Raw genomic sequence first — 18,339 nt, forward strand, 5'->3', positions numbered from 1 at the left:
GGTCATGGGTCCGGACGAGCGACCCGACTGGCCAGCTGCTTGGGGGCGACCAGGCAGTAGGAGTCGGTGAGCAGCTCGGCAAGCTCGGTCCAGTCCGTGCCGTCATCGAGCAGCATGCCGATCACGTTGGCTCCCCAGCCTGCCCGGAAGTACGGCGGGCCGAGGTGCTCGAAGGCCATCACCTCATCGAGCTCGCCGCGGAAGGTGATGCGGAAGAGCTGGTCCTCGCCACCGAAGACGTGCGCGACCGTCGCCCCACCGACCTGCCAACGAGTCCCGACCCAGGCGGGCTCCGTCGTGCACTCGGGCAGCTCGGTGAGCACGTCGGCTATCCGGAGGACCCATTCCTCGGGCACCGGCGGCCGCTCCTTCGTCGCCATGGTGGACAGCCTGACACGCCGCGCTGACACACCTCCGTCGTGACCGGCTCACCGTTACCGGTCGGGACGCACGATTGGCGCGGGATCGGCCGATCCCGCGGTCGGACCGTCCGCGGCGAAGTCGACCGAGTCATCGGCGTTCGGCACGCCCGGCCTGGTCCGTACGCACAAGGCGGCGACGACCAGGACCAACCCCGCCACGACCACACCGAAGAATCCGGCCTGGGCCCCGCCGGTGTCGATCACCCGGCCGAGGGCTGCTGCCCCGAGACCCACCCCGCCGGCCAGTCCCATCGAGGTCCAGCCGAGGGCCTCGGTGAGCCGGTCGGCGGGCACCAGCGACTGGGTGACGGCGACCGAGGCGATCAAGGTCGGTGCGACGGTCAGTCCGCTCAAGATCAACAGGCCGGCCGTGGGCAGCGGGTGCATCACGAACGGCAGCGGCGCCAGCGACAACGCCAGGAATACCGCGCCGATGCGGAATCGCTTCGCCGGGCTCGCGGTCCAGGTGATGGTGCCGGTCACGATGCCGGCCACCAGCGAGCCGCCTGCCCAGAACATCAAGATGACCCCCGCGTACTGCAGGATGCCCGCCTGATCGGCGAAAGCGATGATCACCACCTCCATGCCGCCGAACAGCATGCCGAGTGCGGCGCAGGCCAGCGAGATCGGCACCAGGACTCGCGGGTCCAGCCGGCTGGCGGCCTGCCTGCGGCCGCTCCTGGTGACCCGTGGCGGTTCGCTGGCTCGTTGTGCGGCCAGCGCGATCGCCCCGACCAGTCCGACGACGCCGCCGGTGGCGAGTCCGAGCGTGGGGTGCAGCGCGGTGGCGAGGAAGGTGGCCAGCACGGGCCCGACGATGAAGACGACCTCGTCCAGCACGGCCTCCCAGGAGAACGCGGTGTTCAGCAGGGGATCTCCGTGATAGCGGTGGCTCCAGCGAGCCCGGACACAGGCGCCGGCGGAGGAGAAGCCGAGCCCGGTGCCGAACGCGGCGACCAGGGTCAGGGCGAGGGGTGCGTCGAGCTGCACGGTGGCGATGAGTGCGCCGACACTGACGTTGTAGATGATCGCGGCCGCGATGAGCACCGGTGCCTGTCCGATCCGGTCGATCAGCCGGCCCCAGACCGGCGAGGCGATGGCGGTGGTCAAGATCGCCACCGCGGTCACCAGTCCGGCCCGGCCGTAGGAGCCGGAAGTGATCGAGACCAGCATCACGATGCCGAGACCCGTCATCGACATCGGCAGCCGGGCCAGGAACCCGGCAGCGGTGAACGCTCTCGCCTCCCGAGTGCCTAGCACCTGCCGATACGCGCCGAATCCGGCGGCCATTGTGGTCCTCCTGTCGTGTCCGTTTCCCTCGGTAGGGCAAGATCGCGCTGTGCCTGAGCCCATCCCGTATGCAACAAACGGGACCCTAGACGCCACCTCTGACAGGCGGGGTCTGGATCCCTATGATGCGGTGCTGCTGTTGTCCTTCGGCGGCCCCGAGCGCCCCGAGGACGTCGTGCCGTTCCTGGAGAACGTCACCCGCGGGCGTGGCATTCCGCGGGAGCGGCTGGTCGAGGTCGGCAAGCACTACTACGGCTTCGGTGGCAAGAGCCCGATCAACGACCAGTGCCGCGCGCTGCTGGCCGCCCTGCGTGCCGAACTGGACGGTCGAGACATCAGCGCCCCGCTGTTCTGGGGCAACCGGAACTGGGAGCCCTACCTCACCGATGTGGCCCGCCAACTGGAGGCCCGCGGCTATCGACGCGTGGTGGTGCTGACCACGAGCGCGTACCCCTCGTACTCGTCCTGCCGGCAGTATCGGGAGAACCTGTACGACGCCTTCCACGACACCGGCCTGACCGTGGAGCGGATCCGACATTACGCGGACACGCCCGGCTTCGTCGCCGCCTCCGTGGACGCCACACTGGCGGCGATCGAGGAGCTGGCCGCCGAGCCGGCGGTCCCACGCCTGGTGTTCGTCACCCACTCGATTCCCACCGCGATGGCCGAGACGGCGGGACCTCAACCGCACTCGCGCGAGGGCGGCTACGTCGACTGGCATCGACTGGTGGCCGCCGAGGTGTGGCGCCAGGTCGCCGCCCAGCGTCCGATCGCGGCCGAGCACGACCTGGTCTACTGCTCCCGCTCCGGACCGCCCACCCAGCCGTGGTTGGAGCCGGACATCAACGACCATCTGACCGCCCTGGCGGAGGCGGGGGAGCGCGCCGTCGTCGCGGTGCCGATCGGGTTCGTCTCCGACCACATGGAGGTGATCTTCGACCTCGACACCGAGGCGGCCGCGACCGCGCACGAGCTGGGGCTGGGTTTCGCCCGGGCCGGCACGGCCGGCACTCATCCGGCGTTCGTGCGCGAGCTGGTCGACCTGCTGGTCGAGCGGGCCGCCGTGGCCCGGGGTGAGCTGGTGGACGAGCCGACCATCGAGGGGGGAGACCCCGGCCGCTACGCCTGCCCCGCGGGCTGTTGTCCTAACTTGCGACACCCCGACAGACCGGCGCTGTGCGGTTTGCCGGGAGCCCTGTAACGTACCCCTCCCACCACGGGAATACCCCGGCGCGTGTGGCGTTATGGGGGCGCTGGCCTCGTAGGCCAACGCTCGGGTCCCGGGTGTGATATTCATACGCGCGGGTCACGAGAACGAATGTCTGGGTCACCGCCCGGAAAGGTAATGATGGCGACCGATTACGACGCCCCACGCAAGACCGAGGAAGAGCTCAACGAGGACAGCATCGAGGAGCTCAAGACTCGCCGCAACGACAAGAACTCCGGCAAGGTCGACGAGGACGAGGCCGAGGCGGCCGAGTCGTTCGAGCTGCCCGGAGCCGACCTCTCCCACGAGGAGCTGACCGTTCGGGTGCTGCCCCAGCAGTCGGACGAATTCACCTGTGCCGGCTGCTTCCTGGTCCGGCACCGCAGCCAGATCGCCGAGCAGCGACCCAACGGGGACGCCTACTGCTACGACTGCGCCGGCTGAGCCATTGGTCGAACCGGTGCCATCGACATACCGAGAATGGGTGGGCCCGACGCCGACCTGGTGGGTGCTCTCGCTGCTGTTCAGCCTCAGCTGGCTGGCCGCCGTCGGGTTCTACCTCGGGCCGATCGCCGGGGTGGTCGCCTTCATCTGCTCCCAAGGGCTGGTGACCGCGGCGTTCCTGGCGACGGCGATTCGGCTGGAGCTGGAAGACGGGGAGCTGCGGATCGGGCGAGCCGTGCTCGAGCTGGCCTACGTGTCCGCCGTGGCTGGGCTGGACCCCGAGGCGACCGCCGAACGCTCCGGCCCGAAGGCCGATGTCCGGGCGCACCTGGTGCTCCGGCCGTACGCGAGATCATCGATCGAGCTGACCTTGAACGATCCCGCCGACCCGGTGCCCTACTGGCTGGTCTCCACCCGCCGCCCGGCCGCGCTCGCCCAGGCTGTTCAGACCGCCCGAGCCGCTAGGCTGACGCGGTGATCTTCCGCCGCCGCCCCAAGAACGCGCCCGCGCCCGAGGTCGAGGAGACTTCGGAGGCCGAGGAGACGACCCCCGAAGAGTCCGACCCAAGGGAATCAGACGCCGAGGTGTCCGACGCGGACGAGTCAGGCGAGGGCGAACTGGATATCGAGACGCTCGACTCACTCGACTGGCGGGGTGCAGGACCCTGGGACATCACCGAGATCGACCTCGATCTCGAGCCACTACCCGGGCGGGCCCGGATCGACTTGGGCAGCATGATCATCACCGGGTTCGGTGGTGCGGAGCTGCGGTTGCAGGTGGCGGAGGAGACCCAGCAGATCATCTCCGCGATGCTCATCCACGGCGACTCGGCACTCGAGCTCGGTGCGTACGCAGCACCGCGGAGCGGCGGACTGTGGCCCGAGCTGCGGGAGGAGATCATCGAGGCAGCGACCGAGGCGGGTGGTTCGGCGGCGCTGGTCGAGGGCCCGTTCGGAGTGGAGTTGCGCCGGATCCTGCCGGTCACCACCCCAGATGGCGAGCAGGGCTATCAGCCGTCGCGGATGTGGGTGGTCGAGGGCCCACGGTGGCTGCTACGCGGCATCCTCTATGGTCAGGCAGCGGTGCTGGAGGGTCTGGAGCCGCCGGTGAGTGACCTCCTGACGGCTTTCCGCGAAGTGGTGGTGCGGCGTGGCGACGAGGCGAAGGCGCCTGGTGACCTGCTTCCGTTGTCCATCCCGGCTGACGTCGACCCGGCCGGTAACCAAACGCCACACTGAGCCGACCAAGACACCGCACGGAGCCGACCAGGACGCCACACTGAGCTGGTTGGGCCGGAGGTCACTTAGGATCTACCCCTTAGTCACCTGTCGGACGGGTTGTTGTCGGTGGGAGGATTGATCTTGCTATGGGAAAGAACTCTCTGCTGCAGCGGGTCATTCACCGCATCGCGACCTCCAACGCGGACTTGGAGTCGGAGGAGATGCAGCGCGCCGTCGAGGCCGAGTCCGCCGTGCCGATCCGGGCGTGCGCGGATCGACAGCAGGTTCGGCTGCGCGGCACCGTGGCGAACGTCACCGTTCACCCACGGGGCGGCCACCCGGCGCTGGAGGTCGAGCTTCGCGACGGCAGCGGCGCAGCCCGGCTGGTCTGGCTGGGCCGCCGTGAGATCGCCGGTATCGAGCCCGGTCGCAACCTGGCCGTGGAGGGCCGGGTCAGCTGTCGCCGGGGCGAACGAGTGATGTACAACCCGCGCTACGAACTGCTCGACGGTCCCCGCGCCGGCGGCTGATCCGGCCACTTGCCGACTAACTGACAGCTGACTTCTCTCTGCTGTTGCTGTTGCCGTTATTGGACTTCTGGATGTCGTTCAATGCGATATCCAGGAGTGCCTTACCTTGGGGGAAGGTCTTTTCCAGATAGGGCATACCGCGCTTGTGTGCGATCTCCATCAGGTGCGAGCAGATCTCTTTCTGTTGCTCTTCACCTTCTTCGTAGAGTAGGAATCGTCCCTGTATGCCGGCAATGAACTGGTCATCCTTTGTTGTGGAAAATTCTTTGACCGCCTCCTTGGTCTTTCGGACCAATGCGACCCTGCGCTCGAAAGCGGAATCGTCCAGGGCGGGAGTGAGTTCCGGATAGGGCGCTGAGTTGTTTCCGTAGACCCGCTCCAGTGCGAAGTGTGTGAACTCGTGCACGATGGTCGGCGCGATCTTCGTTGCCTGGTCCTTGACGCTGGCCCAGTTCGTCTCGAACATCTCTATCGTCTGCTCGGGATCGATAACGGTGTCCCACACCGCTGGAGCGGTGTCAAATGACCCTGTGGCAATCTTGACCTCGGCGTAGGTCGCCTTGCCATGTGCAGGTCTGCTCGACATCGGATCTTTGAAGTCAGTTCCGCTCGTGAGGAGCATCGTGAATCCTTTGAATTCCTCGACCTGTGCTGCGGCATTGCGGTCTGTCTTGTTCAACCTGGCGACGGTGAAGATGTCTTCAATGGCCTTCTCGATCGGTCCCTTCACCTGCTTCAATGCCAGTGAAAAGACGTACCGAGCCAACGGCGCTTCATGCTGCTCTTCCTCTCGGCCATCGAAATTCAGATCGCCAACCAGATTCTTGGCTTCAGCCTCCGCCTGCAAGCACTCGCGCGTTACTTCGCCTATTCTGTTGACAACGGGGTTGGGCTGAGATCTCGCCCGGTCCACGAGGGCGGCTTGCCTGCCGCGCAACAACCCCGTCACCGCTGCGTTGCCGGCGCGGTGTTGGAGAGCGGCCAATCGCGGAAAGGGTCGTGGCCCTAGAATGGGCAGGGCTTGTTCAAAGTCGTGGTTGCGGCGTGGTGTCGGGTTGACACGCCATGGGTGAGGTATAAGCCGGGCGGGCACGGTGGATACCGGGATCGTGGTGGGTGCTTGACGTCCACTGCCGATCGATCGGAGTCCTGCCGTGCCCGCACCCGTATCTTCTCTCATCCCGGCCGCTGATGCGCTGCGCGCCCATCAGGTCGAACCCGGTCACGGTGTTCCGGTCGAGGTGTGGGAGGTGTTGTCGATCATCACCGATCCGCGGGGCCGGCGGGGCCGCCGGTATGAGCTGGCCACCGTGCTGGTGGTCGCGTTGGCCGCGGTGGTCGGCGGATCACGGAGTCTGGCTTCGATCGCCGGATGGGCAGCGGATCTGCCCACCTGGCATTGGCCACGGTTGGGGATCACCCGGCGGCCGCCGAGCCTGTCGACGATCCGCCGGGTGCTGTTGCGGGTCGACCCGGAGGTGGTGGACGCGGTCCTGCACGCCTGGCTGGCCACGCTGACACCGGTCTCGTCGCGGTGGCGGGCGGTCGCGGTGGATGGCAAGACCTGCCGCGGCGCCCGCGGTGTGGATGGGTCGAGGGTGCATCTGTTCTCGATCGTCGACCATGCCACCGGGGTGCCGTTGGGGCAGGTCAACGCCGGCGGGAAAGATCATGAGATCGCCGCGTTCGCGGCGGTGTTGGACCGGATCAACCTCAACGGCGTCATCGTCACCGCCGATGCTCTCCACACGCAACGTGGCCATGCCCACTATCTGCACCGGCACGGCGGCCGGTACGTCTTCGTGGTGAAACGGAACCAGCCCACCTTGTACGACCAGCTCGCCGGGCTCCCGTGGAGCAAGGTGCCGGTCGCTCATCGTGTGGTGGAGAAAGGGCATGGGCGACGGGAGTCCCGTACCCTGCAGCTGACCGGTGTCCGGGCCGGGATCGGGTTCCCGCACGCCCGGCTCGTCGGCCGGATCGTGCGGAACCGGACCGAGACCGCCACCGGCGAGACCACGCAGGAGATCGTCTATGTGGTCACCAGTCTCGGCTGGTCAGACATCGCCCCGGCCGACCTCGCGACCTTGGTCCGTGGTCATTGGAGCATCGAGAACAAGGTGCATTGGGTGCGTGATCTCACCTTCGACGAGGACCACTCCACCGTGCGCACCGGCACCCTGCCCCAGCTGATGGCAACCCTGCGCAACACTGCGATCGGACTCCTCCGACTCCGCGGGAAACACACCAACATCGCCGCCGCGACCCGCAGCCTCGGTCGCCAAACCGGCCAACTGCTCGACCTGATCGATCACGCCCAGGTCACACCAGTCACAACAGAATCAACTTTGAATTGACCCTGCTAGAATGGGGGGGCCTGGGGCAATGCGTGGAAGATGGCGACGGGGTCTGGGGTCAAGATACTCCGACATGATGCTGCCTCTCCAGTCTCTGCTCATCGTAGGGGAGAGCTACGGAACTGGATGCGCTCGTCGGCTCAGCGAGCACCGAATCGTGGTGGGGTCGGCGTCACCGAGACGGCGACGTTGCCGCCCTGCCGTGGTGCCAGCATCTCGGCCAGTTCGTGCTCGTACGACTGCGCGGTGATGAACAGCAGTTCGTCACCCGCCTCGAGGGTGCCGTCGCCGTCCGGCGGCTGGGCGTGACCATCGCGGATCACCGCCACCAGGACGACATCGCCGGGGAATTTGATGTCGCCGATCCGCACACCCACCTTCGGACTCTCGTCCGGCAGCGTCATCTCCACCAGGTTCGTGTCGCCCTCATGGAAGGTGAGCAGTCGGACCAGGTCGCCGACCGAGACGGCCTCCTCGACCAGAGCCGACATCAGTCGTGGGGTCGAGACGGCCACATCGACACCCCAGACGTCGTTGAACAGCCACTCGTTCTTCGGGTGGTTGACCCGGGCCACGGTGCGCGGCACGCCGAACTCGGTCTTGGCCAGCAGTGAGGTGACCAGATTGGCCTTGTCGTCACCGGTGGCGGCGATCACCACGTCGCAGGAGTCGATCTCGGCCTCCTCCAGCGACGACAGCTCGCAGGCATCGGCGAGCAGCCAGTTGGCCTCTGGGACGCTCTCGGACTTGATGGCGTGCGGGTCACGGTCGATCAGCAGGATCTGGTGGCCGTTCTCCAGCAACTCCGAGGCGATGGATCGGCCGACATTGCCGGCCCCGGCGATAGCGACGCGCATCTCAGGACTCCTTCGGCTTGGCGGCCAGGATGGCCTCGACCTCGGCGAGCCGGGCATCGGCCACGGCGGCGTACAGCAGGTCGCCGTCCTGGAAATGGGTGCCCCGCTTGGGCACCATGCCGGTGCCGAGACGGAAGACGAACGGCACCTTGGCGCCGGTCGCGGCCTCGATCTGCTCGACGGTGCGGCCCACCCAGGAGCGGTCGGCGTGCACCTCCATCAACCGGACCGAACCGGACGGGTCTCGCCACTGCGGCTCCGAACCGGCCGGCAGCAGTCGACGGAGCACCTGGTCAGCGGTCCAGCGGACGGTGGCGACCGTGGGGATGCCCAGCCGTTCGTACACCTCGGCGCGGCCCGGGTCGTAGATCCGGGCAACCACGTTGTGCACGTCGAAGGTCTCTCGCACCACCCGGGCGGCCAAGATGTTGGAGTTGTCGCCGTTGGAGACCGCGGCGAAGGCCCCGGCCTCTTCGATGCCTGACTCGATCAGCACCTCGCGGTCGAAGCCGACACCCTTGACTGTCTGACCGTCGAACTCCGGCCCCAGCCGTCGGAACGCCTCGACGTTCTGGTCGATGATCGCCACGGTGTGGCCGCGACGCTCCAGGCTTCGAGCGAGCGAGGACCCGACGCGTCCGCAGCCCATGATCACGATGTGCACGGCACGAGTCTAGAGTGCCGAACGTGAACCCTGTTGAGTTCGCCAAGCGGCTCATCATCGGTCGACGACTCCGGAGTACGCAGCTCGGTGAGACGCTGCTGCCCAAGCGGATCGCCTTGCCGGTCTTCGCCTCGGACGCCTTGTCCTCGGTTGCCTACGCCCCCGACGAGATCCTGCTCACCCTGTCGCTCGCCGGTCTGGCGGCGTACGGGTATTCCTGGAAGATCGCCGTCGTCGTCGCGGCCGTGATGTTGGTGGTGGTGGCGTCGTACCGGCAGAACGTGCACGCCTATCCTTCCGGTGGTGGCGACTACGAGGTGGCGACCACCAACCTCGGCTCCAACGCCGGGCTGACGGTGGCAAGCGCGCTGCTGGTCGACTATGTGCTGACGGTCGCGGTGTCGATCTCCTCGGGGGTGCAGAACGCCAAGTCGGTGCTGCCGTTCATCGTCGGGCACGAAGCCACGGTCGCGGCGGTCGTCGCGCTGATCTTGATGGCGCTGAATCTACGCGGCGTGCGGGAGTCGGGCAGCGTGTTCGCCGTCCCGGTCTACTGCTTCATGCTCGGCATCGTCGGGATGGTCGTCTACGGACTGTTCCGGATCGTCATCCTCGGACATCACGTGCAGGCGGACAGTGCGCAGTACGGCATCGAGGCCGACCCGAGGTATGCCGCCTTCAACGGCTTCGTCATGGTCGCGCTGCTGGCCCGTGCCTTCTCCTCCGGTTGTGCGGCGCTGACCGGGGTCGAGGCGATCTCCAACGGGGTGCCGGCGTTCCGCAAGCCCAAGAGCAGGAACGCCGCGACCACCCTGCTGCTGCTGGGCACGATCGCGGTCACCATGCTGATCGGGGTCATCGCACTGGCCAATCTGACCGCGCTGAAGCTGATCGACGCGCCGTACTCGCACTACACACTCAACGGTGAGCGCGTCGAGGTGGTCGAGCACACCGCGATCGGCCAGCTGTCCGAAGCGGTGTTCTCGAACTTCACGCCTGGCTTCTATTTCGTCGTCGCCGCCACGATGCTGATCTTGTTCCTGGCCGCGAACACGGCGTTCAACGGGTTCCCGGTGCTGGGCTCGATCCTGGCCCGGGACGGCTACCTGCCACGGCAGCTCTACACCCGGGGCGACCGGCTGGCCTACAGCAACGGCATCATCACGCTGGCTGCCCTGGCGATCGGCTTGATCATCGTGTTCCAGGCTGACGTGACGGCGCTGATCCAGCTCTATGTGGTCGGGGTGTTCGTCTCGTTCACCGTCAGCCAGCTGGGCATGCTGCGGCATTGGACCCGGCTGCTCAAGACGGAGACCTCGCCCCAGGTCCGGGCTCGGATGATCCGCTCGCGGGTGATCAATGCGGTCGGTCTCACCATGACCGGGACCGTGTTGGTCATCGTGCTGCTGAGCAAGTTCCTGCAGGGTGCCTACCTCGCGATCATCGCGATGGCCGGGCTGTTCGTGCTGATGAAGCTGATCCGACGGCACTACGACCGGGTCTCGGTCGAGACGGCATTGGTCGAGGGCGAGGAGCGTACGCTGCCGTCCCGGGTCCGGGCCGTCGTGCTGGTCTCCAAGCTGCACAAGCCGACCGCCAGGGCGCTGGCCTTCGCCAAGGCTGCCCATCCCTCGACGCTGGAGGCGTTGACGGTGTCGGTCGACCCGGAGGAGACCGATCGGCTGATCGAGCAATGGCACCAGGCCGATATCGACGTGCCACTCAAGGTGGTCGCGTCGCCGTACCGGGATGTCACCGGGCCGATCCTCGACTATGTCGCCAATCTGCGGAAGGACTCGCCGCGGGATGTGGTGACCGTCTACATCCCGGAGTATGTGGTGGGTCATTGGTGGGAGCAGTTGCTGCACAACCAGAGCGCGCTGCGGCTCAAGGCGCGGCTGCTGTTCACCCCGGGTGTCATGGTGACGTCGGTGCCGTACCTGTTGCAGTCCTCCGGCAAGGCGGGGGAACGGATGCTCCGGGAGGATCGCCGGTCGCGTCGCCGGCGCCGTGCGTACGCGAGAAGCCGATCCGAGACGTGATGGGCGCTGGGTCCGGTGGGTCGGGCAGCATCCGGTGGTCGAAAGGTGCGCAGATGCTGTTTCGGGTCGAGTGAAACTACATCAGCGCACCTTTCGAATGACGTTTGGGCTATGAGGTGCGGTTGACTGTTCGGATGACCACGACCACGAATCGGCGAGCTGCCGATGAGGTCGACACGACCGTCGAGGTCGGGCCGATCGCGCACGGCGGGCACTGCGTGGCGCGACTGGACGGGCGGGTGGTGTTCGTCCGGCACGCGCTGCCGGGCGAACGGGTCCGGGTCCGGGTTACCGACACCAGCCACGAGAAGTTCTGGCGGGCTGACGCGATTGAGGTGCTGGCCGCCAGCCCGGATCGGGTTGAGTCTCGGTGTACGGTCTCGGGGCCGGGGCGCTGCGGCGGATGTGACTTCCAGCATGTGAGTCTGGCCGGTCAGCGCCGGCTCAAGGCCGCCGTGCTGGCCGAGCAGTTGGATCGGCTGGCCGGGATCGCGTGGGACGGGGTAGTTGAAGCGGTCGAGTCTCCTGGGACTGAAGACGGCTTGGGCTGGCGGACCAGGATGCGTTATCAGGTGGACGACTCCGGTCGGGCCGGGCTCCGTCGTCATCGCAGTCATGAGATCGAACCGCTGCCTGAGGGTGGCTGTCCGATCGCTCATCCAGCTGCTCCGTCGGTCACCGACCAGGCCTGGCCTCCCGGTGCCGAGATGCTCGCCGTGTCCGCGGGTTCCGGTGGTGCGCTGCTGGTCGACGGTGTTGTGGAGCAGGGAAACCGTGAGGTCACCGAGCACGCCGCAGGACGTGACTGGCGGCTTGCGGCCGATGGATTCTGGCAGGTCCATCCCGGTGCCGCCGACACCTTGGTCGAGGCGGTCTTGGCTGGGCTCGAGCCGGGACCGGGGGAGCGGGCTTTCGATCTCTACTGCGGTGTTGGACTGTTCGCCGGCGCTCTGATCGACGCCGGAGCGCAGACCTGGGGCGTCGAGTGGAGCCGAGAGGCAATCGCGTACGCCCGCCGGAATGTGCCCGAGGCGAGATTCACCGCCGGCAAGGTCGAGCGGGTGATCCGGACCATGCCCAAGCGCACCGATCTGGTGGTGCTCGATCCGCCGCGGACTGGTGCCGGCAAAGACGTGGTCGATGCCATCGTTGCTCGACGACCGCGAGCGATCGCGTACGTCGCCTGCGATCCGGCAGCCTTGGCTCGGGACCTGGCGCGCGCCGCTCGGGGTGGCTATCGGCCAGTCGGCATCCGCGCGTTCGACCTGTTCCCGATGACACATCACCTCGAAACGGTCGCGGTGCTGACGAAAGTCCGCTCTGACCAGCGGTGATGCAATTCCCGGCAAGTGCCCTCGTGGCCCGAGCGGTCAGTAGCCGAGGCGCGTCAGGAGTTCGCGGGGAGTGAGGACCTCGACACCGAGGTCCGTGGCCGCGTGTAGGTCGTCGTCGCCGCTTGTGATGGCGTCGGCGTCCGCGCCGAGTGCAAGGGCGACGAGATAGTCGTCTTTCGGATCACGCGTGACTGGGGTGCATCGACGACGTCGGAGTGCCACTCGCTGAGTCGATGCATTTGCTCCTGGAATGCGGCTCCGGCAACAGGCTTGACGTACTTGGACAGCTTCGGCCGACCCAGCACGTCGACCACTTCGTCCACCAAGTGCTGGGTCACGACCGGCACGAGCACTCCGGCGTCGATCAGGGTGATGATCGGGCGCGAGCGCGCCGTTGGGCGTTCGGCACGGGCGGCCGCGAGCTCAGCCTTCGCGAGAGCCATCGCGTCGTCCTCAGAGATCTCTTCGCCGGTACGGTAGGCCGCCAGAGTTTCAGCTAGTCGACCTCCGCCGAGGCCGCGACGAATGGCAGCAGCCAGCACCTCGCTGCGCGACCTGCCAGTTTCGGCCGCTTGGGCATCGAGCAGCTCGATCAGGTCGTCATCGACGTTGACCGGAAGAACTGTCATCGGGGCACCCCCTCGTGTTGTGCGGTCGCTTGATCCCAGCCTAATCGCCGATCCTCTGGACTATCCCTGTCTTCCTGATGGTGCACTATCTCGAGGCGGTGGCCATGCTCGAGCCGAGTCGGAGATGATGACGGCAATGCCTACCGTCCAAGCTCAGCGCGTCGTCCCGGTGGACCCGGCCACCGCTTTCGCCGTCTCACAGACCACAGGAGCCACTCGGTTGCGCTGGGACCGGTTCATCACCGCTCAGCACCACCTCGACGGCGCGGTTGTCGCCGCCAAGGGCGTGCGTACCGAGACCAGGCAACGATTCGGCCTGACCATGATCAGCCGGTACGTGTCCTTTCGCCCACCGACCTCGGTCGGCTTCACCATGGAGCGGGGTCCCTGGTTCTTCGCCAAGATGGGTGGTGGTTGGCGCTTCGCGCCGGTCCCTGACCGCCCCGGACACACGCTGGCCACCTGGCGCTACAACTTCAACTGCCGGCCATCCTGGCTGGCCCCTTTGGCCGAGCGGATCGGCACCGCTTTGCTGCAACGGGAGATCGACCGTCGGATCGACGGCTTCGTTGCAGGTTGCGCCGATCCCGTCGTACTCGCCGCAATCGAGGATCGCTAGAGTGCCGAAGTAGGACCAGCGTGATATCTTGACGTCAAGATACTTTCCATCGACCCCCATGGAGAACGCAATGAGTGTCAACAGCTTCGGTGCCCAGGCCACATTGGCGGTAGGCGACGCGTCGTACGAGATCTTCCGGCTCGACGCGGTCGAGGGGCAGGAGAGTCTCCCGTACAGCTTGAAGATCCTGTTGGAGAACCTGCTCCGCACCGAGGACGGCGCCAACATCACCGCCGACGACATTCGTGCGCTCGCCGAGTGGGACCCGAGCTCGGAGCCCAGCAAGGAGATCCAGTTCACCCCGGCCCGGGTGATCATGCAGGACTTCACCGGCGTGCCCTGCGTGGTCGACCTGGCCACCATGCGTGAGGCGATGGCCGACATGGGCGGTGACCCGGCCAAGATCAACCCGCTGGCACCGGCCGAGATGGTGATCGACCACTCCGTGATCGCCGATGTGTTCGGCACCGCCGACGCGTTCGTACGCAACGTGGAGATCGAGTACGGCCGCAACCGCGAGCGCTACCAGTTCCTGCGCTGGGGTCAGACCGCCTTCGACGACTTCAAGGTCGTCCCGCCGGGCACCGGCATCGTGCACCAGGTCAACATCGAGCACCTGGCCCGGGTGATCTTCCCGCGGGTGATCGACGGGGTGACCTACGCCTACCCGGACACCTGCGTGGGCACGGACTCCCACACCACCATGGTGAACGGCCTCGGCGTGGTCGGCTGGGGTGTCGGTGGCATCGAGGCCGAGGCCGCCATGCTCGGCCAGCCGGTCTCCATGCTCATCCCGCGGGTGGTCGGCTTCAAGCTGTCCGGCGCGCTGCCCGAGGGCGCCACCGCGACCGACCTGGTGCTGACCATCACCGAGATGCTGCGCCAGCACAAGGTGGTCGGCAAGTTCGTCGAGTTCTACGGACCGGGCGTCTCCCAGGTGCCACTGGCCAACCGGGCCACCATCGGCAACATGAGCCCGGAGTACGGCTCGACCATCGCCGTCTTCCCGATCGACTCCAAGACCACCGACTACCTGCGCCTCACGGGCCGCTCCGAGGACCAGATCGCCCTCGTCGAGACGTACGCGAAGGAGCAGGGTCTGTGGCACGACGACGATCGCGAGCCGCGTTACTCGGAGTATCTGGAGCTCGACCTCGCCACGGTGGTCCCCAGCATCGCCGGGCCGAAGCGACCTCAGGACCGGGTCATCCTGGCCCATGCCAAGCAAGGCTTCCGGGAGGCGCTGCGCGACTACGTCAACCCCGAGGAGCTGACCGGCTACGACGAGTCGGTCGACGAGTCCTTCCCTGCGTCGGATTCCCCGGCGGGGTCGGGCGGCAACGGCAACAGTGAGCCGCACGAGTACGGCGAGGACGTGCCGAGAAACATCGGCCGGCCGAGCAAGAAGACCAAGCTCACGCTCGACGGCGCCGAGGTCGAGATCGACCACGGCGCGGTGACCATCGCCGCGATCACCTCCTGCACGAACACCTCCAACCCGAGCGTGATGATCGGCGCGGCCCTGGTGGCGAAGAAGGCCGTCGAGAAGGGCCTGACCCGCAAGCCGTGGGTGAAGACCACACTGGCGCCCGGGTCGAAGGTCGTGTCCGACTACTACGACCGGTCCGGTTTGACGCCCTACTTGGACAAGCTGGGCTTCAACCTCGTCGGCTACGGCTGCACCACCTGCATCGGCAACTCCGGTCCGCTGATCCCCGAGGTCAGCGCCGCGGTCAACGAGAGCGATCTGGCGGTCGTCTCGGTGCTCTCCGGCAACCGGAACTTCGAGGGACGCATCAACCCCGACATCAAGATGAACTACCTCGCCTCGCCGCCGCTGGTGGTCGCGTACGCGCTCGCCGGGTCGATGGACATCGACATCACCACCGAGCCGCTGGGCACCGACGAGGCCGGGAATCCCGTGTACCTGAAGGATGTCTGGCCGACCGAGGCCGAGATCGATGAGATCGTCGCCTCCTCGATCGGGGCCGAGATGTTCACCGAGTCCTACGCCGACGTGTTCGCCGGTGATCAGCAGTGGCAGTCGCTGCCCACCCCCGAGGGTGACACCTTCGAGTGGGACGCCTCGTCCACCTACGTCCGCAAGCCCCCGTACTTCGAAGGGATGCCGGCCGATCCGGTGCCGGTCACCGACATCTCCGGTGCCCGGGTGCTGCTCAAGCTCGGCGACTCGATCACCACCGACCACATCTCCCCGGCCGGCGCGATCAAGGCCGATGCCCCGGCGGGCAAGTACCTGTCGGAGCATGGTGTCGAGCGTCGCGACTTCAACTCGTACGGGTCGCGGCGCGGCAATCACGAGGTGATGATCCGCGGCACGTTCGCCAACATCCGGCTGCGCAACCAGCTGGCGCCGGGCACCGAGGGCGGTTTCACTAGGGATTTCACTCAGGACGATGCGCCGGTCACCACGGTCTTCGAGGCGTCGGAGAACTACATCGCCGCCGGGATCCCGCTGGTGGTGCTGTCCGGCAAGGAGTACGGCTCCGGGTCCTCGCGTGACTGGGCCGCCAAGGGCACTGCGCTGCTGGGCGTCAAGGCCGTGATTGCCGAGTCGTACGAGCGGATCCACCGCTCCAATCTGATCGGCATGGGCGTACTCCCGTTGCAGTACCCGGAGGGGCAGAACGCCGCCTCGCTCGGCCTCACCGGTGAGGAGACCTTCTCGATCTCCAGTGTGACCGAGCTCAACGAGGGACGTACCCCGAAGACCGTGCACGTCACCGCCGGCGATGTCAGCTTCGACGCCGTGGTCCGGATCGACACCCCTGGTGAGGCCGACTACTACCGCAACGGCGGCATCATGCAGTATGTGCTGCGCTCGCTGCTGAGGAAGTAGCGGACGGGCCGATCTGCTCGATCTTGTCGGTCTTGCTCGGGCTGTAGGTAGTGCAAGACCGACAAACCCGAGCAGATTCGATGGTGATCGCGGGTCAAGGGCCGGTGGGGTCGAGGCGATCGAGCATGATCGCGAAGTGGGCTGCGTAGTCGTCGACGCCGCGGTAGAGGTGCCCGAACAGCTCGAGGCTGAGTGCCCCGAACAGGCCGCTCCAGGCGGTCAGCGCCCGTACGGACGCCTCGTCGCTGAAGTCGATGCCGGTGACGGTGCGGATGCCGGCGTAGACCGCGTGGGCCTCCGCCGGCAGTTCCGTGCGTGCCGGCAGCGGACCCCGGGTCTGGGCATCGGCCATCAGCGCGATCAGCACGCCGGTCACCCGGCCGGCCGGCTCGATCGTGCGTTCTGGGGCGGCGTAGCCAGGCACGGGGGAGCCGAACAGCAGCGCGTACTCGTGCGGCGTCTGCAGCGCCCAGGCGCGGAGCGCCTCTCCGAGGGCGTGCCACCGACCGCTCAGATCGTCGCGATCCACGGCGTGGTCGGCAGCCTCCAACCGGTCGGCGAGTTCGCCGTAGATGATCACCAGCAGCTCGGTGAGCAGCTCGTCTCTGCTGGGGAAGTAGCGATAGACGGCTGACGACGCCATGCCCAGGTCGCGCGCAATGGCACGCACCGACAGCGCGGCGGGCCCGATCTCGGCAAGCTGGCGTCGGGCGCTGGTCGTGATCGCATCCGTCAGCTCGCGGCGGGCGATCGCGCGTGCGGTACGGGGCGCGAAGGTCGGCATGACGCCAGTCTGACAGGCAAAAGAGACCAGTGCAATAAAACGAGAGCGCTGCTCTTGACTTTGCTCGAGAAGCACGTCACTCTGAATGAAGCGAGAGCACTGCTCTCAATTCAGAACGGGAGATGCAGATATGCCTAAGACGTACGTGATCGTCGGTGCCGGGCCGGTGGGCCGGCACACTGCCGAACTGCTGAGAGATCGCGGTGACCACGTGAGGGTGGTCACCCGCTCCGGGCATGGCGTGGTTGACGGCGTCGAGTCTGTACGCGCCGATGCCTCGGACCCCGATGCGCTGAGCCGAATCGTCGACGGCGCCACGGCTCTGTTCAACTGCGCTAACCCGGGCGACTACACGACCTGGCAGCAGGTCTGGCCGCCGCTGGCCGAGAGTCTGTCGCAGGCCGCCGAGCGTACGGGGGCGACGCTCGTCGTCACCTCCAACCTCTATCCGTACGGACCGACGACCGCGCCGATGGTCGAAGGTCAGGCCGACGCCGCGACCGACCACAAGGGAAGGCTCCGAGCGGGGATGTGGGCCGACGCGAAGGCCCGCCACGAGGCCGGCCGGATCCGGATGGTGGAGGTGCGCGGCTCGGACTACGTGGGTGCGGGGGTGGGCCCGAACGGTCACGTCACCCGACATGTGCCGGCGGCGGTCCGCGGCAAGACCGCCTGGGTGATCGGCAAGGCCGACGTCCCGCACACCTGGACCGACGTGCTCGACGTCGCGCGGACGCTCGTCGCGGTGGCGGACCGGCCGGACACCTGGGGGCGCGTCTGGCACGTGCCGAGCAACGCGCCGCGGACCCAGCGGCAGGCCCTGACCGACGTGCTGGCGGCCGGCGGCCATCCAGCGGTGGCCGTGCGGGCGATCCCGATGCCGGTGCTGCGTGGCCTGGCGCTGGTCAATCCGCTGCTGCGCGAGATCGCCGATCTTGCGTATATGTGGACGCGGCCGTACGTGCTGGACTCTGCACTCACCCAGCAGACCCTGGATCTGCGGCCGACACCTTGGGACGAGGTGTGCCGGCGGACCCTGGAAGGCAATCGGCAGATCAGCGCTTGACCCATGACTTTGG

18 protein-coding genes are annotated in these 18,339 nt (G+C 67.1%); 11 read left to right on the forward strand and 7 right to left on the reverse strand.

Features of this window, described 5'->3' with window-relative positions:
* Positions 1-2: 2 nt before the first annotated feature.
* Positions 3-380, reverse strand: coding sequence for an MmcQ/YjbR family DNA-binding protein (locus MLP_RS10875; protein ID WP_041789955.1), 378 nt, complete (start codon positions 378-380; stop codon positions 3-5).
* Positions 381-434: 54 nt separating this feature from the next.
* Positions 435-1,712, reverse strand: coding sequence for an MFS transporter (locus tag MLP_RS10880; protein ID WP_013863137.1), 1,278 nt, complete (start codon positions 1,710-1,712; stop codon positions 435-437).
* Positions 1,713-1,842: 130 nt separating this feature from the next.
* Here MLP_RS10880 and MLP_RS10885 point away from each other — a divergent pair, with 130 nt between their 5' ends.
* The 5 genes from MLP_RS10885 (at position 1,843) to MLP_RS10905 (ending at position 5,114) form a co-directional block, all read left to right on the forward strand.
* Positions 1,843-2,913, forward strand: coding sequence for a ferrochelatase (locus tag MLP_RS10885; RefSeq protein WP_231851451.1), 1,071 nt, complete (start codon positions 1,843-1,845; stop codon positions 2,911-2,913).
* A gap of 147 nt (positions 2,914-3,060) precedes the next feature.
* Complete coding sequence (locus MLP_RS10890; RefSeq protein ID WP_013863139.1) at positions 3,061-3,363, forward strand: DUF4193 domain-containing protein; 303 nt, start codon at positions 3,061-3,063, stop codon at positions 3,361-3,363.
* A gap of 40 nt (positions 3,364-3,403) precedes the next feature.
* Positions 3,404-3,841 (forward strand): DUF3093 domain-containing protein, encoded by a 438-nt coding sequence (locus MLP_RS10895; protein WP_013863140.1) that lies wholly within the window; start codon positions 3,404-3,406, stop codon positions 3,839-3,841.
* Positions 3,838-4,602, forward strand: coding sequence for a DUF3710 domain-containing protein (locus MLP_RS10900; protein WP_013863141.1), 765 nt, complete (start codon positions 3,838-3,840; stop codon positions 4,600-4,602). The genes MLP_RS10895 and MLP_RS10900 overlap by 4 nt, the downstream gene beginning before the upstream one ends.
* Positions 4,603-4,730: 128 nt before the next feature.
* Entirely contained in the window at positions 4,731-5,114 is a 384-nt protein-coding gene (locus tag MLP_RS10905; RefSeq protein ID WP_013863142.1) for an OB-fold nucleic acid binding domain-containing protein, read from the forward strand.
* Between the two features lie 16 nt (positions 5,115-5,130).
* Here MLP_RS10905 and MLP_RS10910 read toward each other — a convergent pair whose 3' ends face one another.
* Complete coding sequence (locus tag MLP_RS10910; protein WP_041789957.1) at positions 5,131-6,099, reverse strand: hypothetical protein; 969 nt, start codon at positions 6,097-6,099, stop codon at positions 5,131-5,133.
* 169 nt (positions 6,100-6,268) lie between these two features.
* Between MLP_RS10910 and MLP_RS10915 the strand changes: the two genes are divergently transcribed.
* Positions 6,269-7,471 carry an ISAs1 family transposase gene (locus tag MLP_RS10915; RefSeq protein ID WP_013863144.1) on the forward strand — a complete coding sequence of 401 codons (1,203 nt, stop codon included), beginning with the start codon at positions 6,269-6,271 and terminating at the stop codon, positions 7,469-7,471.
* 140 nt (positions 7,472-7,611) lie between these two features.
* Here the strand turns inward: MLP_RS10915 and MLP_RS10920 are convergent, their stop codons facing one another.
* Positions 7,612-8,328 carry a potassium channel family protein gene (locus MLP_RS10920; RefSeq protein WP_013863145.1) on the reverse strand — a complete coding sequence of 239 codons (717 nt, stop codon included), beginning with the start codon at positions 8,326-8,328 and terminating at the stop codon, positions 7,612-7,614.
* A gap of 1 nt (position 8,329) precedes the next feature.
* Entirely contained in the window at positions 8,330-8,977 is a 648-nt protein-coding gene (locus MLP_RS10925; RefSeq protein ID WP_269453391.1) for a potassium channel family protein, read from the reverse strand.
* A 38-nt stretch (positions 8,978-9,015) separates the two neighbouring features.
* Between MLP_RS10925 and MLP_RS10930 the strand changes: the two genes are divergently transcribed.
* Together MLP_RS10930 and MLP_RS10935 are read left to right on the forward strand one after the other, a co-directional pair.
* Entirely contained in the window at positions 9,016-11,034 is a 2,019-nt protein-coding gene (locus MLP_RS10930; RefSeq protein WP_041792033.1) for an APC family permease, read from the forward strand.
* A gap of 134 nt (positions 11,035-11,168) precedes the next feature.
* Entirely contained in the window at positions 11,169-12,368 is a 1,200-nt protein-coding gene (locus MLP_RS10935; protein WP_013863148.1) for a class I SAM-dependent RNA methyltransferase, read from the forward strand.
* 53 nt (positions 12,369-12,421) lie between these two features.
* Here the strand turns inward: MLP_RS10935 and MLP_RS10940 are convergent, their stop codons facing one another.
* Positions 12,422-12,997, reverse strand: coding sequence for a ribbon-helix-helix domain-containing protein (locus tag MLP_RS10940; RefSeq protein ID WP_013863149.1), 576 nt, complete (start codon positions 12,995-12,997; stop codon positions 12,422-12,424).
* Between the two features lie 136 nt (positions 12,998-13,133).
* Between MLP_RS10940 and MLP_RS10945 the strand changes: the two genes are divergently transcribed.
* Both MLP_RS10945 and MLP_RS10950 read left to right on the forward strand, forming a co-directional pair.
* Positions 13,134-13,616 (forward strand): SRPBCC family protein, encoded by a 483-nt coding sequence (locus tag MLP_RS10945; RefSeq protein ID WP_013863150.1) that lies wholly within the window; start codon positions 13,134-13,136, stop codon positions 13,614-13,616.
* 70 nt (positions 13,617-13,686) lie between these two features.
* Positions 13,687-16,476, forward strand: a complete 2,790-nt coding sequence (locus MLP_RS10950) for an aconitate hydratase (protein ID WP_013863151.1) — start codon at positions 13,687-13,689, stop codon at positions 16,474-16,476.
* A gap of 94 nt (positions 16,477-16,570) precedes the next feature.
* Here MLP_RS10950 and MLP_RS10955 read toward each other — a convergent pair whose 3' ends face one another.
* Entirely contained in the window at positions 16,571-17,260 is a 690-nt protein-coding gene (locus tag MLP_RS10955; protein ID WP_013863152.1) for a TetR/AcrR family transcriptional regulator, read from the reverse strand.
* Positions 17,261-17,390: 130 nt separating this feature from the next.
* Here MLP_RS10955 and MLP_RS10960 point away from each other — a divergent pair, with 130 nt between their 5' ends.
* Positions 17,391-18,326, forward strand: coding sequence for an NAD-dependent epimerase/dehydratase family protein (locus MLP_RS10960; protein ID WP_013863153.1), 936 nt, complete (start codon positions 17,391-17,393; stop codon positions 18,324-18,326).
* The last annotated feature ends 13 nt before the right edge of the window (positions 18,327-18,339 follow it).

It is taken from the genome of Microlunatus phosphovorus NM-1 (assembly GCF_000270245.1).
GTDB classification, from domain to species: Bacteria; Actinomycetota; Actinomycetes; order Propionibacteriales; family Propionibacteriaceae; genus Microlunatus; species Microlunatus phosphovorus.

What these genes read in the sequence shown, in the direction of transcription:
- MLP_RS10960 (WP_013863153.1), top strand. Translation starts at nt 17,391, where the DNA reads ATGCCTAAGACGTACGTGATCGTCGGTGCCGGGCCGGTGGGCCGGCAC.
- MLP_RS10880 (WP_013863137.1), bottom strand. Translation starts at nt 1,712, where the DNA reads ATGGCCGCCGGATTCGGCGCGTATCGGCAGGTGCTAGGCACTCGGGAG.
- MLP_RS10950 (WP_013863151.1), top strand. Translation starts at nt 13,687, where the DNA reads ATGAGTGTCAACAGCTTCGGTGCCCAGGCCACATTGGCGGTAGGCGAC.
- MLP_RS10890 (WP_013863139.1), top strand. Translation starts at nt 3,061, where the DNA reads ATGGCGACCGATTACGACGCCCCACGCAAGACCGAGGAAGAGCTCAAC.
- MLP_RS10935 (WP_013863148.1), top strand. Translation starts at nt 11,169, where the DNA reads ATGACCACGACCACGAATCGGCGAGCTGCCGATGAGGTCGACACGACC.
- MLP_RS10905 (WP_013863142.1), top strand. Translation starts at nt 4,731, where the DNA reads ATGGGAAAGAACTCTCTGCTGCAGCGGGTCATTCACCGCATCGCGACC.
- MLP_RS10920 (WP_013863145.1), bottom strand. Translation starts at nt 8,328, where the DNA reads ATGCGCGTCGCTATCGCCGGGGCCGGCAATGTCGGCCGATCCATCGCC.
- MLP_RS10925 (WP_269453391.1), bottom strand. Translation starts at nt 8,977, where the DNA reads ATGGGCTGCGGACGCGTCGGGTCCTCGCTCGCTCGAAGCCTGGAGCGT.
- MLP_RS10955 (WP_013863152.1), bottom strand. Translation starts at nt 17,260, where the DNA reads ATGCCGACCTTCGCGCCCCGTACCGCACGCGCGATCGCCCGCCGCGAG.
- MLP_RS10875 (WP_041789955.1), bottom strand. Translation starts at nt 380, where the DNA reads ATGGCGACGAAGGAGCGGCCGCCGGTGCCCGAGGAATGGGTCCTCCGG.
- MLP_RS10940 (WP_013863149.1), bottom strand. Translation starts at nt 12,997, where the DNA reads ATGACAGTTCTTCCGGTCAACGTCGATGACGACCTGATCGAGCTGCTC.
- MLP_RS10945 (WP_013863150.1), top strand. Translation starts at nt 13,134, where the DNA reads ATGCCTACCGTCCAAGCTCAGCGCGTCGTCCCGGTGGACCCGGCCACC.